Genomic DNA, 13,896 nt, shown 5'->3' with positions numbered 1-13,896 from the left:
TCAAATTATTCAGCGAAAAGTAATCATAATTCTGCGATTTATCGAATATATCCGCAAAAATAGGATTAATTCCGCGAAATTGGTTTTTAGATCAATTCCAACGCTTGTCGACCCTAGACGCCCGCTTCCGCTTTTCATGTCCAGCTACGACTCGCAGAAACTGCGATATTTCGCTCTTTCACCAGAACACAAAGAACGTGTTCTCGTTCAAAAGCTCCAATATCTCCGTTTCTAACCGCTCGTCTTCGCTTTTCATGTCTAGCTGCAGCGCCCAGACACTCGGTCACTTTACCTTTTCATCCGAACACAAAGACCGTGTTCAAATGAAAAGGCTCCAGTGCCTGCCGTGTCTAATCGGGCGCTTCCGCTTTTCATTGATCCAGCTGCAGCGGGCAGGGTCTCGATCGCTTCACCCTATCAAATGAACACAAAGACCGTGTTCTTTTGATAGGCCTCCAGCTCTTGTCGACCCTAGACGCCCGCTTCCGCTTTTCATGTCCAGCTACGACTCGCAGAAACTGCGATATTTCGCTCTTTCACCAGAACACAAAGACCGTGTTCTCGTTCAAAAGCTCCAATATCTCCGTTTCTAACCGCTCGTCTTCGCTTTTCATTATTTAAACTTAATTCCCGATTCTTCAACCATTCCACCTTCGTTAGCTTCGACGAGGACGTCGAGAGCTTTGTTTAGGACTTGTTTGTGTTGGTTATTGTTGTTAGGTTGTCCTACGGCGCTGCCGAATGGGAAGCGGTTGTAGAGAGAGCGTGGAACGTTAACGTATTCGCTGATTTCTTTAGACATGGTTAATGTAATGGTTGGAATACCGTTTTCTTCAAGTACGCGTGCGACCAGACCGGCCGACTGTTGACAGACTGGTCAGGAAGGCACCAACAAAGCGAAGTCTACGTTTTCTTTAAGTAATTTTTGGGCCACTTCTTGAGCTGTTACGTTTTTTAACGGATGCGGTGTTGGGATATATCCCATAAAGCTATAGTGCGTTTCGGCAAGTTCACCAATGCGACCTTCATCTCGGAGTTCTTTCATCACGTCAAGTGGGAAGAGTACGTTCGCATCTTGCCTTGCATTTGTTTGATCATAGTGTTCATGAGAAATGGAAAGGTCTTTTAAGGCAGTTGAAACTGGAATTTCCCGATAAGATGGATCCCCAAGACCAAAATTGTCATTAAAGGGTGTTTGGCCTTTTACATAAAAGCCTCCTGTTGAAATAACGGCACCTTTTGCGTTACTTAAGTCTTTTTTAAATGGGGTAAAAGGGCTCGTTTCATTCTTTTCGTATCGAAATGAAGGAACCCAATTTTGTTGAACGGCTTGTTCGACTTTTTCTATCATATTATCCTCCTTCTTGCATGATTTATGATACCTTTTTGTTTTAGCATGTATGCAAAAAAAACAAAAGTAAAAGGTCCTGAACAGCATAAACGTCATCCTTTTGAAATAGGATGGATAGTAAATGAGCAAGGAGGGACAGGCCGCTATGATAAAGAGAAGAAACGCCTTAATCAAATGATCATTCGCTTCTTCACTTTCTTAATTGGTTTTGGTCTCTCCGTTGCTGGCGGTGTTACGTTAATTCTTGAACTTAATTTAATTATTATTGGACATAGCTTCCTTGAATATTTTGCTTATATTTCTAAAACACCAGAACTTTATTTATTTGTATCAGGGGTTGCTGTGGTTTGGGTTAGTGTTTATTGGCCCAGGTTATAGCCCTTAAGAATTCGTATTTCTCCGCTAATGCCCCTTCCCGAATAGGAAACTTCTCATACCTTATACTGTAGGCAACTATCATGATAGCCAACAGGAAAGGGAGGAGACCATGGACAATTTTTTCCCTTCACAGGGGAATTTCTATCATTATCCAGAAACAAGAATGAATCATGAAATGAGGCAATATGTTTATCAGCGGCCATATCCCTTTATTGGTGGATTTGCAGGTGGGCTTGCAGGAGGACTTGCAGGAGGGTTGTTAGGTGCAGCTTTTCTAATTCCAGGATTATACGGCGGATACGGATATCCTCCTCCACGACCAGGATACGGATATCCAGGTCCTGGTTATGGCGGTTATCCTGGTCCTGGCTATGGGTACCCTGGAAATCCTGGAGGACGACCACCTTATGGATATGGACCATACCGCGCATAAACGTAATAAAAAGCAAAGGGAGACCTTTGCTTTTTCCTTTGTTATTTTGTTAGAACGGTTTCCATTTTAATTGACTAGCTTTTGCAAAACGTTTGTTTACTTCATTCCAATTCACAACATTCCACCAGTTTTCGATGTAGTTCTTCCGTTTATTTTCATACTGCAAATAATATGCGTGCTCCCATACGTCAATCACAAGTAGGGGGACAACATCCCATTGGCTCAAGTTCTGGTGCTTTTCCGCTTGTAGTATTTCAAGTCTTCTGGAGACGGGAGACCAAACTAAGATAGCCCAACCTGAACCTTCCACTTTATCCGCAGCATTCGTAAATTGTTGCTTAAATTTATCAAATGACCCAAAACTATTTTGAATCTCAGCTAAAAGTTCACTATCCGGTTTTCCGCCTTTCGGACTCATAATCCGCCAAAATAGCGTGTGAAGATAGTGACCAGCTCCGTTGAAAGCTAATTCACGCTCCCAATGTTTAATAAGTCCATAGTCATTGTTCTGTCTAGCTTTCTGTAAAGCAAGTTCAGCTTTATTCAAGCCGTCTACATAACTTTGATGGTGAATATCGTGATGTAGCTTCATAATTCTTTCACTAATAGCTGGTTCTAGTGCATTGTAATTGTATGGCAAGGGGGGTAAGGTATGCTCTCCTATCGGGACGGAGTTTTTTTGTAAGCTTCGCCATTCCGTATACAAGTGGTGAGCAACTTCATAATGCTCCTTTTCTTGTTCATCTTCTAATGGATGAGTAGAATGTTGCCTTTTATTTAACCACTCTTCGATTCGAAAAAGCAGGGAGGAATTTATAGAATCGTTTCTAGCTAAGACGCGATCTCTAAAAAGATATCCCCATTCAAGCAGTTTATCTGACACTTCCTTCATCCCCTCCTATTTTAACTAGACGTTAATACTATATGAGGAATGGTAATAAATTGTTTCAATCTCTTAATAAATGTTTTTAATATGAAACATTTGGGTAACCCCTCTCTATGGAGTCTTACGTTAAGGGGGAGAATAATGGGGAAAAATATGAAGCAAGAAGCATATACAGGAAAGAAGGAAGGTCGTAAGAAAAAGAAGCATTTTGTCCGGAACGTTTTATTAACTGCGGCTTTTTTAATGGTGTTTGTACTTACTTTTGGGGGGTACCAAACGTATGCTTACATAAATGAAGCTCCGACGCTTGAAGGGAAAAAACTAAGTTTACCGCAATCATCTACTTTATTTGATGCAGAGGGAAATAAAATAACGGATATTGTCGGAAAAGAACATCGGAAGGTTGTTTCATTTGATCAAATACCTGAACATGTAGTGAATGCTTTTATCGCTGTTGAAGATGTAAGGTACTGGGAACATAATGGTGTTGACCTTAAACGAATCGGTGGAGCGGTGGTCGCTAATATTCAAGACGGCTTTGGGGCAGAAGGAGCAAGTACAATTACCCAGCAAGTCGTTAAGAATATGCTTCTTGAGCCAGAGAAAACCGTAAAGCGAAAAGTTCAGGAAGCTTATCTTGCGATGGAATTAGAAAAACAATATTCAAAAGAAGAAATTTTAGAAATGTATTTAAATAAGATTTATTTTGGACAGGGAGCATATGGCGTTGCAACGGCGGCTGAGACGTATTTTAATAAATCGTTGGACGAGTTAACGACAGCTGAAGCTGCATTATTAGCAGGTCTTCCACAACGTCCTTCAGGATATGATCCATATAAGCACCCGGAAGTTGCCAATGATCGTCGAGCAATCGTTTTAAGCTTGATGGAGCAACATGGGTTTATCTCTGAAAAAGAACGTAAAGAAGCGGCAGCTGTCGCCATTCAAGATTCAATCGTTGAAAGAAAAAGTCATTCTACAACGAACGATGCTTTTATTGATCAAGTGATTGATGACCTTGAGAAAGCAGGTATCCCTGAAGATGCTCTTTATTCAGGAGGATTGGAAATTTATACAACGCTAGACTCTCAAGCACAGACGGTAGTCGACGAGGCGCTCACAACAAATGAGGTAGTTGAATATCCAGATGAAAAATTTAGAGCAGGTATCTCTCTTATTGATACTCAATCAGGGGCGATTCGGGCAATTGGTGGCAATCGACAAACTGGGGAAGACGATGTTCAAAAAGGATTCAATTATGCCACTCAGTTGCAACGTTCACCAGGATCAACAATTAAACCAATCCTTGATTATGCTCCGGGTATTGAAAAGTTAAAATGGTCGACAAATCAACAGTTTATCGATGAAGAGCTTGAACTAAATGGTAAAGAATTTAGTAACTGGAATGACGAGTTTCAAGGTAGCGTTTCGATTCGAGAAGCTCTTCAATGGTCTTACAATATTCCAGCTATTAAAGCCTTTATGGAAGTAGGAGGAGAAGAAGCGCAAGGCTTTGCTGAGAAACTAGGAATTTCAATTGAAGAAACATATCCTGCCTACGCGATCGGTGGTTTTGCAAAAGGTATCTCCCCATTACAGCTTTCTGGAGCTTATGCAGCATTTGGTTCTGGAGGCACGTTTCATGAACCTTATAGTGTAGAAAAAGTGGTCTATCCAAATGGTAAGGAACTTCAGCTTTCGTCCAAACCAGTAAAAGCAATGAGTGAAGGAACAGCTTATATGATTACAGACATGCTACGTACGGTCGTTAAAGAAGGAACTGGCATGCAGGCAGCGATTAAAGGTCTAGATGTAGCTGGAAAGACTGGTACAACTAGTCTTGAGGAAGGCATTAATGGAGATGGTGTATCGGATGCATGGTTCTCTGGGTACACAACGAATTATACTGCAGCCGTGTGGACCGGATATGATAAAACAACTCAGGATTCTTACATTCACAAAGAAGATGATGACATTGCAAAATTGTTGTTCCGTCATGTGATGAGTCAAGTATCTAAAGATAAAGAAACACCTGCTTTTAAACAGCCAGATTCAGTTGAAGAAATCAAAATTGATAAAACAACTGGACTACGTGCTAATAAAGCAACCCCTTCTTCCAGTATCATTAAAGAACTGTATTTTAAAGGAGAAGAACCCAAAAAAGCGCCATTGCCTAAAAAGAAAGAAACATCAAAGGATCCAGTAGAAAAGGAAAGTAAGTCGAAGTCTACAGATAAAAAAGTTCAGGAAGAGAAAAAGACGAAGGTAGAAGAAACCCCTAAGAAAAAGACAGAGGATACCGTTAAGGAAAAAGCAAAGAAAGAGCCTGAGAATAAGCCAGAAAAGCCAGAAGAAAAACAAAAACCTAAGGAAGAGAAAGATTCGAACAAACCTAAAGAACAAAAAGAACCATCTGAACCATCAACTGAACCTGAGGAAAATCCAACATCTGATGATCCTACGGATGCTGAGAGTGAGAATACTGACGGAAGTGAGACAACACCAGAAACGAATAATGATGATTCAGGTAATGAAGGGTCAAGTAATGAAGGTTCAGGTAATGGAGCTACGAATGAAGAAGAATCTGGCACCGAAGAAGATGGGTCAAGTTCAGACACCACAGACCAGTCAGATGATACAGAAGCAAGTGGAAATGAAGACAACGCAACGAATGAAGCTTCTTCTAATACAGAAGAGGAATCTAACGGCAGCAGTGATAATGGACAGGTGTCAGGATCTGAGGAAAATACAGAAACAAGTGAGTCAAGTTCAAACACGTCTACTGAAGAACAAACAAATTCTTCACAGACAACCGAGGACGCTGCAGTGAACAAAACAAAGGAACAAAAGTCAGAAGAATAATCATAACTTGTGACAAATGTAACAGTCAAAACAAAAAGCCTCCATTATGATGAAGAAGGAAACGAAATTTCATTCATCAAATGGAGGTTTTTACCTATGAAAGCAGCCGTTGTACATGCCTTTAAAGAACCGCTATCAGTAAAGAATGTGGACAAACCTGTCATTGGACATGGAGAAATATTAGTACGCATCAAAGCGTGTGGTGTGTGTCACACGGATTTACATGCTGCCCATGGTGATTGGCCAGTTAAACCAAAACTTCCGCTGATTCCCGGTCATGAAGGGGCTGGTGTTATTGAGGAAGTGGGAGAAGGAGTTACACATTTTAAGGTAGGAGACCGTGTTGGTGTCCCCTGGCTATACTCGGCATGTGGACATTGTGAGTATTGTTTAACAGGACGTGAAACGCTTTGTAAAGAGCAGCAAAATGCAGGCTACTCCGTTGATGGCGGCTACGCGCAATATTGTAAAGCAGACGCTGATTACGCCGTGAAAATTCCAGATAACTTAAGTTTTGAAGAAGTGGCACCGATCTTTTGTGCTGGCGTCACAACATACAAAGCACTAAAAGTAACGGAGGCAAAACCCGGGCAATGGGTAGCCGTTTATGGAATAGGTGGTTTAGGGCATGTTGCGATTCAATACGCGAAAGCGATGGGGCTTCATGTCGTAGCCGTTGATACCCATAATGAAAAGTTAACGTTAGCGAAAGACCTAGGCGCAGATCTTACAGTTAATCCGTTAGAAGAAAACTCAGCAGCATTTATTCATAGAGAAATTGGCGGTGCCCACGCGACGGTATGTACAGCCGTTTCTAAACCCGCATTTAACGAAGCATATGCTGCAGTCCGTCGAGGTGGAACCGTGGTAGCTGTCGGATTACCACCAGAAGAAATGCCAATTCCTATTTTTGATACGGTGTTAAATGGGGTAAAAGTGATTGGTTCAATAGTGGGTACGCGTAAAGATTTAATGGAAGCTCTGCAATTTGCAGCTGAAGGAAAAGTGAAAACAATCATTGAGACGCGTCCTCTCGAAGAGATTAATCAAATTTTTGAAGAACTCGAAAATGGAGACATTAACGGAAGAGTTGTCCTTACTTTTGAATAAAAAAACCGCCATATGGCGGTTTTTTTACGTTGGAGGAGCAAGTGGCACATATGGTGTTTCCTCAGAAACTTGTGCTGATGAAAGCTCAGGAGCAGGTTCTGTATATCCACCTGTGTTGTAGAGGTTTGAGAGTGGTTTAATGATACCAGCACTGCCAATTTGGAGAACAGATGAATTCGAAATTCCATCGACCCTGAGCTGGTGAATGACGATGTTTTGGTTCACAAAGAAATTCACGAATACTCAGCTCCCTAATTGTTAGCGGTGATGTTTTCATCCGCCACATCTGGATCAAGGGAATTCGTTAAGCTGAATCCGTTGTTCACAATATGGAAATCCCCTGTATTAAATCCTCCCGAACCAGTATATGTTTTCGATGTTGATTTTGGTGTGGTGTTAAAACTATCACCAAAGTTCACCACGCCACCTGCGCTATTAATTTTAACTGGTCCTACGATTGAAGGCATATATGAACACCCTTTGATTCGTTATATCGTAGTGTATGTGCTCGTAAGCCAATGCGTTCTTAATCTTCATCGTCATTAGGGTCAGAGAAATATTCACGATTATGCTTCACTCGAGCTTCTGATCGAATGAATTTTGTAGAACCTACGTGTAGCACGGATGAAGCAGCGATACCTGTGACGTGTATACTCCCAACCTTAATGATGGGATGCTCGTGAATGGTTGTTTGTCTGACATCTTCAGTTAGAAGAGGGAGTGGAAGTGGCTGTGAGTAAATTGGGAATTGGGACAGATCTTCCACTTCATTGCTATCAAAAATAGGTTGTTCTCTTTGTAACGCATAAATTTTTGTTTCTGGTGTAATTTGATTACTGTCGCCAATTTGTACAGTTCCACTACTGTCTAGAGAAGTAACATAAATCCAGTTTACTAGTGATGATCGGCTATACATCGAATCAATTCCTTACGATGTTGATAAAGGTACAAATGGTCTCGAGATGATTAAAGATTCAGGTGGTGTATCAAAAATGGAGGAACAAACGATTGATTCTGTGTCACCTACAAGAAACACAGATGAGCTTGCGACAGCTGTAATCTCGATGTGACCGACTGATAGTCCCCGGTTAATAACGGTGTAATTCAATTTAAATCAGTCCTTCCTGGTAAGTTTTTTAGAAAAGCTTCCATTCCATTTGAAATATCTCGTGTGATTTTTGCAGAAACATCCTTTACCAGTTGCTCAACATCTCCATCTGGTGTGCGTGTCACTTGTTGATTAACATAATAATTAATTCTTTGATCAAGCTGCTTTTGAATATCATTCAAGATAAAATGGCGATAAGGGTCATCAAGCGGATAGTTGAATTTCTTTTCTAATTCACCAAGCTTCTGTAAGGCTCCGTTTTGCATATATGATTGAACATTTTGCTGAATGGATTGAACCGCTTCAGGCGGGACATTTGAAGGATTCATGCCGTTGCCCCCATTAACGGTAAAATCATTGAGCATATCAGATCCTCCATTAGGTGTAAGACCAATGTTTAAAGTGCCATCGAGTCTTTCGATTTTTAACTGATCAAACTTGTATTCAATCTTTTCAATGTTCGTTTTAGGCGATTTTGATAACTCATTGCAGTTGTCTCTTAACTCATCAATCATATCTTCAAGCATTTTGATACGATTGTTTTGTTGTTCAATGCTTTGTTGCATCCGTTGCAAAATCGCGTAGAAATTATCGTTTGGATACATTGACCATCAACTCCCGTATCAAAATGTTGGTCTCACCTTATTTAATTGTATGTTGTGAACATAATTAGGTGAATGCCCTCTTAAATATTCGCAACAACATTTTGATCCGCAACATCGCTATCGTTCACACTTGTGACGCTATAAGAACTGCTCACGTTCAACCCATCTCCGGTATTGAAGGAGCCTCCACCTGCAAATGTCCGTATGGCACTTGTTGGAGATACAATAAAGACATCGCCGACGTGGAAAACGCCACTACTTCCGATCGTGTTTACTTTTATAGCTCCGACGATTGCCGGCATGATTTCACATCCTTACAAACAGATTTCATTACTACTGTATGCGAAAAAAAAGTGTTCGTTCGAAAAGAAGAGATATGATGAACCTCTCTTTAATTCATGAATATTAATTCCCTTTCAGTAAAAAATAGGCAAGTCAACAAACAAATAGGAAGGGATGTATTTTATGAAATGGTTATGGAGTTTTATCATGGTGGTAGCACTTTGCGTCGCAATCTCCCCACAAAGCTTAGCAGCAGAAAAGGATAACAATGCACATGTTCGAGTGATTCATGCTTCACCTGATGCACCAGCAGTTGATATTTATGTCGATGGTCAACCGGCCTTTAAGAATGCAGCTTTCAAAGATGTGACAGACTATGCGATGGTTGCACCTGGGGAAAAGACCATCCAAGTCTTTGCTTCATCAGCTAACGGAGAAGGGAAGCCGGTTCTTGAACAAAAACTATCGGTTAAAGCTGGGAAAAATTATTCAGTACTGGCGATCGGTAAGCTCGAGAATCTTGCACTTAAAGTGTTAGAAGATCAGAAAGGATCAGGTGAAAAAGCTGGTTTAAGAGCGGTCCACGCCTCTCCAAATGCACCTGCTGTTGATATAGGAGTAAAGGATGGCGATGCCCTAATTAAAAATCTAGCTTTTACTCAAAACTCGGAGTACCAAATGATTGATCCAGGAACGTACAATTTAGAAATTCGAGCAGCTGGTACGGATAATGCTGTGCTAGACCTTCCTAATTTACCAGTTGAAGCAGGAGTAAACTATACAGCGATTGCACTAGGATTACTAGATGGAGACCCTGCACTAAACGTTATTCTTGTAAAAGATGGGAAATAATAATAAAGCCGCAGCTTAGCTGCGGTTTTATTAATTAAAAAATATAGTAAAGGAGTAATTCAAAAAATGCATACGAAACAAACGGTACGCTATATCTGTGAGCGTTATATGAGCGGCAATTGTTACTACTATAAACAAGAGCTCATTACGCATGATTCCTGGCAAAATCCAGCTTCTATTAAGTGGTCAACTAAACGACCCATAACAAGTAGAACATTTCTATCGAAAGAGAAAGAAGGATATAAGACAATCACAATTGTTCATCAAAAAAAGCCTGCTGAAATACTGCCATTTTCAAGAGCGTAGGTTTATCTACGCATAAAGAATGGTATGTGGTAGTTGAGGAGGTAATCAGATGAAAACAAAAACCACTTATCACGTTCAAAATGGATCAACGGGTTCTTGGGAAATAAGGAAAGATAGCGCGGTGCGCGCAACGAAAACGTTCGATACGAAGGAAGACGCTTACCAGTTTGGAAGGCAACTCTGTGATGAAAACAGACCTTCAGAGCTAGTTGTTCATCAACAAAATGGGCAGATTGCAGATCGAAGTTTATATAACGAGTAGAGATTTCTGTTCGAGTCGTACATATTTTCTAGCTTATGAATAAACATAGTACTAACTACTATCCTGATGAAAGAAGGGAATATTCATGGATTTTATAAGTCCAACAGCTGGAAAAGTAACGATCGAACAGGTCACACAGTTGATTGAAAACTATACGAAGGAAGATCCTAAAGGAACCTATCGTATCGTTATTGGAACCGATTCGCAGACAAGCCGGAAAGCCACTCAGTTTGTCACGGCCCTCATTATTCACCGTGTCGGAAAAGGAGCACGAATTTTTTATCGGAAAGTAAAACAAAAGCCGATTCATGAGCTCAGGCATCGTATTTACAAAGAGACTGAAATGAGTCTTGAGCTCATGGAATCGTTAAAAAATGAAGGGTTTGCAGCTCTACTAGAAACATGGCCAATTGAAATTCATCTTGACGTAGGTAAACAAGGTGAGACGCGGAAAATCATCCAGGAAGTAGTTGGATGGGTAACTTCCGTAGGGTATATTGCGCGGATTAAGCCTGATTCATATGGAGCAAGCAGCGTAGCAGATCGTTATACTAAGTCTATTAGTTAATCTAAACTGGCGATGACGCCGGTTTTTTTGTTTTAACTGGAATGAATGGATAATTATTGAAACCTCTTCCTCATCTGATCGTATAACTAGTAGATGAAAAAATAGGAGGAGAGGCAAATGAAGGTTAGAATGATTGGAATCGTTAGTGCGCTCATGCTTATCTTGACGGCATGCAGTGGTACAACAGAATCGGGTGGGGAAGTAAAGGTAGAGGAAGGCATTGATGCGAAAGAAGTGTTTGAGAAATCCATTGCTGCCCAGGAAGATATTCAATATTTCCACATGAATGCAGATATGACGCAAACTCTTGGGTCTGGTGAAGAAGAGGTGGAAATAAAAAGCGTCATTGAGTCAGACATGGTCATGGACCCAATGGCATTCCATCAGATGATTGAGATGACGGCGAATGGGGAGAGTATGCAAGCAGAACAATATTTTACGGAAGAAGGCTTTTTTATGAAGCAGGGAGAGCAGTGGATGAAGCTTCCTGATGAGATGACGGATGAAATGCTTACTCTCCAAGAAACACAGGGTGATCCTGCAGAGCAAATGGAAATGTTGTTAGAATATGTCGATGAATTTACGTTAACAGAAGAAGATGGAACTTATGTCATGTCACTTAAAGCATCCGGTGAAAAATTTCAGGGTTTAATGGAAAAAACCGCGGAAGAAATGGGTTCACAAAATCAAATGATGCAAGAAGCCATGGATCAAATGAAAGTAAATGAAGTGTCATACACTTATACGGTTAATAAGGACAGCTATCTTCCTGTTCAATTGCAAATGAAGATGGATAGTGACATGAGCATGGAAGGTGAAACGGTATCAACTATGATGGAATTAGATTCCACTTATGATCAGTATAATGAAATTGAAGAAGTGAAAGTGCCGGCAGAAGTGGTGGAACAGGCCCAGGAAATGCCAGGGATGAGTGAGTGATTTATGTGAGTGCTGCGTAAAGCAGCACTTTTTTTATGTGCATGAGTTTGAAGAAGTGCGTTATTACTGGAAAAAAGTGCACGGAAGCGTTACGATTAGCACATTAGGATTGTATAAAAGGAGCGAAGATAATGCCAACAGAAAATCTCGTATATGATCAACTGAAACGACCGCTAAGGGATCTTCGCATATCAGTTACAGACCGTTGTAATTTCCGCTGTCGCTATTGTATGCCAGAAGAAACGTTCGGTCCAAATTATGAATTTCTTCCAAAAACAAGTCTTTTGCAATTTGAAGAAATGACAAGGCTTGCTCGTTTATTTGTGGAAATGGGAGTGGAAAAAATTCGTCTCACCGGAGGCGAGCCACTTTTAAGAAGAGATCTTGATGTTTTGATAGCCATGTTATCCGATATTAACGGGTTAAAGGATATCGCCCTTACAACAAATGCTTCACTATTAAAAAAACAAGCCATTAAGCTGAAAAAAGCGGGTTTGACCCGGGTGAATGTCAGCTTAGATGCCATTCATGATGAAATATTTGGCAAGATGAATGGAAGAGGTACAAAGATTAAGCCTGTCCTTGAAGGAATTCAAGCTGCTGCAGATGCCGGGCTTCAAGTGAAAATCAATATGGTCGTGCAAAAGGGCGTTAACGATCATGAAATTGTTCCTATGGCATCTTACTTTAGAAATAGTGGCCATATCGTTCGTTTCATTGAGTACATGGATGTAGGCAATTCAAACGGCTGGAAGTTTGATCATGTGATGAGCAAAAAGGAGATAATTGACCAATTATCAGAGGTATATGATCTAGAACCAGTGGATGCATCTTATTTTGGAGAGGTGGCGTCGCGCTATCAGTATCTCGATGGAGCTGGTGAGATTGGCGTTATTTCCTCTGTTAGCGATTCGTTTTGTTCAAGTTGCACAAGAGCACGCCTTTCTGCAGATGGTGCGCTTTACACATGTTTATTTGCTTCAAAAGGAACAAGTCTTCGTAACCCATTACGAAATGGTGCAACAGATGAAGAGCTAAGGAGCATGTTAGCAAATTTATGGAATGGGCGGGATGACCGCTATTCAGACGAGCGAACGGAAGAAAGTGTTTTAACGCGAGAAAAGATTGAAATGTCCTTTATAGGTGGGTAACGATGGAGAATGAATCAAAACATCTAACAGATCGAATGGTTTTGAGCTATCAAGCAGGCGAATGGGTTGAACAAGAAGATCAAATTGCTCTCGAAAAGCCATTAACCATTCGGATTAACCATACAGAATTCGCAACACTCGTGTGTACACCAGACCATTTAGAAGACATGGTAACTGGGTTTTTAGCTTCGGAAGGAGTCATTCGATCTTCTCGCGACATTGAGGAAATGCTCTTTAATGAAAGTCAGGGAATTGTAAACGTAAAAGCAAGCGTTCACGTTCCTCTAACATCCGAAACATATACAAAACGAGTAATTGGATCATGTTGTGGAAAGAGTAGACACTTTTACCTGCAAAGTGATTCCAAAACGGCTAGAACCATTATGAAGGCACCAAATCTAACGGCAGACGAATGTCTGGAAAATATGACAGCACTTCAAAATCAATCCACCACTTTTAAAACAACTGGTGGTGTTCACAATGCCGCTATCTTTAAAGACGGCGTACTTTTAGCTTCACGAACGGATATTGGGAGGCACAATGCCCTTGATAAATTATATGGTTATGCGCTTCGCCATCAGCTTAAATCGTCAGATCTTAGCGTCGCATTTAGCGGTAGAATCTCATCCGAAGTTGTCATAAAACTATCCAAGATGGGGATTGGCGTTCTACTTTCGAAATCTGCGCCTACTGAGCTAGCCATTCAATTAGCTGATGATTTAAACATCACAACAGTTGGCTTTATTCGTCACGGAAGATTCAATGTGTATACGAAGCCAGAACGTATCAAACGCTAAACACCT

Annotated in this window: 21 protein-coding genes; 11 read left to right on the top strand and 10 right to left on the bottom strand. The window is 40.8% G+C overall.

The features are described 5' to 3' along the window. Positions 1–134 precede the first annotated feature (134 nt). The 3 genes from LC090_RS14025 to LC090_RS14015 form a co-directional block, all read right to left on the bottom strand. On the bottom strand, positions 135–287 hold the full coding sequence (locus tag LC090_RS14025; RefSeq protein ID WP_226658654.1) for a hypothetical protein: 153 nt from the start codon (positions 285–287) through the stop codon (positions 135–137). A gap of 205 nt (positions 288–492) precedes the next feature. Further along, entirely contained in the window at positions 493–642 is a 150-nt protein-coding gene (locus LC090_RS14020; RefSeq protein ID WP_226658653.1) for a hypothetical protein, read from the bottom strand. 235 nt (positions 643–877) lie between these two features. Then, entirely contained in the window at positions 878–1,351 is a 474-nt protein-coding gene (locus LC090_RS14015; protein ID WP_226658652.1) for a glycine/sarcosine/betaine reductase selenoprotein B family protein, read from the bottom strand. Positions 1,352–1,396: 45 nt separating this feature from the next. On the opposite strand from LC090_RS14015, the gene LC090_RS14010 reads away from it, so the two are divergent. Next, the gene (locus LC090_RS14010; protein ID WP_226658651.1) at positions 1,397–1,729 is read left to right on the top strand and encodes a hypothetical protein; all 333 of its coding nucleotides are present in this window, start codon (positions 1,397–1,399) and stop codon (positions 1,727–1,729) included. A 109-nt stretch (positions 1,730–1,838) separates the two neighbouring features. Next, positions 1,839–2,162 (top strand): hypothetical protein, encoded by a 324-nt coding sequence (locus LC090_RS14005; protein ID WP_226658650.1) that lies wholly within the window; start codon positions 1,839–1,841, stop codon positions 2,160–2,162. Between the two features lie 49 nt (positions 2,163–2,211). Here the strand turns inward: LC090_RS14005 and LC090_RS14000 are convergent, their stop codons facing one another. Further along, positions 2,212–3,045 carry a superoxide dismutase gene (locus LC090_RS14000; RefSeq protein WP_226658649.1) on the bottom strand — a complete coding sequence of 278 codons (834 nt, stop codon included), beginning with the start codon at positions 3,043–3,045 and terminating at the stop codon, positions 2,212–2,214. Between the two features lie 144 nt (positions 3,046–3,189). On the opposite strand from LC090_RS14000, the gene LC090_RS13995 reads away from it, so the two are divergent. Both LC090_RS13995 and adhP read left to right on the top strand, forming a co-directional pair. Then, positions 3,190–5,910 (top strand): transglycosylase domain-containing protein, encoded by a 2,721-nt coding sequence (locus LC090_RS13995; RefSeq protein WP_226658648.1) that lies wholly within the window; start codon positions 3,190–3,192, stop codon positions 5,908–5,910. 96 nt (positions 5,911–6,006) lie between these two features. Continuing rightward, positions 6,007–7,020, top strand: a complete 1,014-nt coding sequence (gene adhP / locus LC090_RS13990) for an alcohol dehydrogenase AdhP (RefSeq protein WP_226658647.1) — start codon at positions 6,007–6,009, stop codon at positions 7,018–7,020. A 24-nt stretch (positions 7,021–7,044) separates the two neighbouring features. Here adhP and LC090_RS13985 read toward each other — a convergent pair whose 3' ends face one another. The 6 genes from LC090_RS13985 to LC090_RS13960 all read right to left on the bottom strand — a co-directional run bounded on the left by LC090_RS13985 (position 7,045) and on the right by LC090_RS13960 (position 9,035). After that, on the bottom strand, positions 7,045–7,257 hold the full coding sequence (locus LC090_RS13985; RefSeq protein WP_224595231.1) for a spore germination protein GerPB: 213 nt from the start codon (positions 7,255–7,257) through the stop codon (positions 7,045–7,047). Positions 7,258–7,271: 14 nt separating this feature from the next. Next, entirely contained in the window at positions 7,272–7,487 is a 216-nt protein-coding gene (locus LC090_RS13980) for a spore germination protein (RefSeq protein ID WP_224595229.1), read from the bottom strand. 59 nt (positions 7,488–7,546) lie between these two features. Further along, complete coding sequence (locus LC090_RS13975; RefSeq protein WP_226658646.1) at positions 7,547–7,936, bottom strand: spore germination protein GerPE; 390 nt, start codon at positions 7,934–7,936, stop codon at positions 7,547–7,549. Positions 7,937–7,948: 12 nt separating this feature from the next. Then, positions 7,949–8,128 (bottom strand): spore gernimation protein GerPD, encoded by a 180-nt coding sequence (locus LC090_RS13970; protein WP_226658645.1) that lies wholly within the window; start codon positions 8,126–8,128, stop codon positions 7,949–7,951. Beyond that, positions 8,125–8,733: a spore germination protein GerPC gene (gerPC, locus tag LC090_RS13965; protein WP_226658644.1), complete on the bottom strand. Its 609-nt coding sequence runs from the start codon at positions 8,731–8,733 to the stop codon at positions 8,125–8,127. Before gerPC ends, LC090_RS13970 begins: the two co-directional genes overlap by 4 nt. A gap of 80 nt (positions 8,734–8,813) precedes the next feature. Beyond that, positions 8,814–9,035, bottom strand: coding sequence for a spore germination protein (locus tag LC090_RS13960; protein WP_160920091.1), 222 nt, complete (start codon positions 9,033–9,035; stop codon positions 8,814–8,816). Positions 9,036–9,198: 163 nt separating this feature from the next. Here LC090_RS13960 and LC090_RS13955 point away from each other — a divergent pair, with 163 nt between their 5' ends. The 7 genes from LC090_RS13955 (at position 9,199) to fdhD (ending at position 13,890) form a co-directional block, all read left to right on the top strand. Continuing rightward, entirely contained in the window at positions 9,199–9,867 is a 669-nt protein-coding gene (locus LC090_RS13955; protein WP_226658643.1) for a DUF4397 domain-containing protein, read from the top strand. Between the two features lie 66 nt (positions 9,868–9,933). Continuing rightward, on the top strand, positions 9,934–10,173 hold the full coding sequence (locus tag LC090_RS13950; protein ID WP_226658642.1) for a hypothetical protein: 240 nt from the start codon (positions 9,934–9,936) through the stop codon (positions 10,171–10,173). A 49-nt stretch (positions 10,174–10,222) separates the two neighbouring features. Further along, positions 10,223–10,435 carry a DUF2188 domain-containing protein gene (locus LC090_RS13945; RefSeq protein ID WP_226658641.1) on the top strand — a complete coding sequence of 71 codons (213 nt, stop codon included), beginning with the start codon at positions 10,223–10,225 and terminating at the stop codon, positions 10,433–10,435. 85 nt (positions 10,436–10,520) lie between these two features. Continuing rightward, a complete protein-coding gene (locus tag LC090_RS13940) occupies positions 10,521–11,003 on the top strand; it encodes a ribonuclease H-like YkuK family protein (RefSeq protein ID WP_226658640.1) in 483 nt (160 codons plus the stop codon). A 117-nt stretch (positions 11,004–11,120) separates the two neighbouring features. Further along, positions 11,121–11,942, top strand: a complete 822-nt coding sequence (locus LC090_RS13935) for a DUF6612 family protein (protein WP_226658639.1) — start codon at positions 11,121–11,123, stop codon at positions 11,940–11,942. Between the two features lie 131 nt (positions 11,943–12,073). Further along, entirely contained in the window at positions 12,074–13,093 is a 1,020-nt protein-coding gene (gene moaA / locus LC090_RS13930) for a GTP 3',8-cyclase MoaA (RefSeq protein WP_226658638.1), read from the top strand. Between the two features lie 2 nt (positions 13,094–13,095). Then, a complete protein-coding gene (fdhD, locus tag LC090_RS13925; RefSeq protein ID WP_226658637.1) occupies positions 13,096–13,890 on the top strand; it encodes a formate dehydrogenase accessory sulfurtransferase FdhD in 795 nt (264 codons plus the stop codon). The last annotated feature ends 6 nt before the right edge of the window (positions 13,891–13,896 follow it).

The organism is Guptibacillus hwajinpoensis (assembly GCF_020524165.1).
GTDB lineage: Bacteria > Bacillota > Bacilli > Bacillales > Guptibacillaceae > Guptibacillus > Guptibacillus hwajinpoensis_D.
Note: the sequence above shows the minus strand (reverse complement) of the source record. Positions and strands in the feature narration are given on the sequence as shown.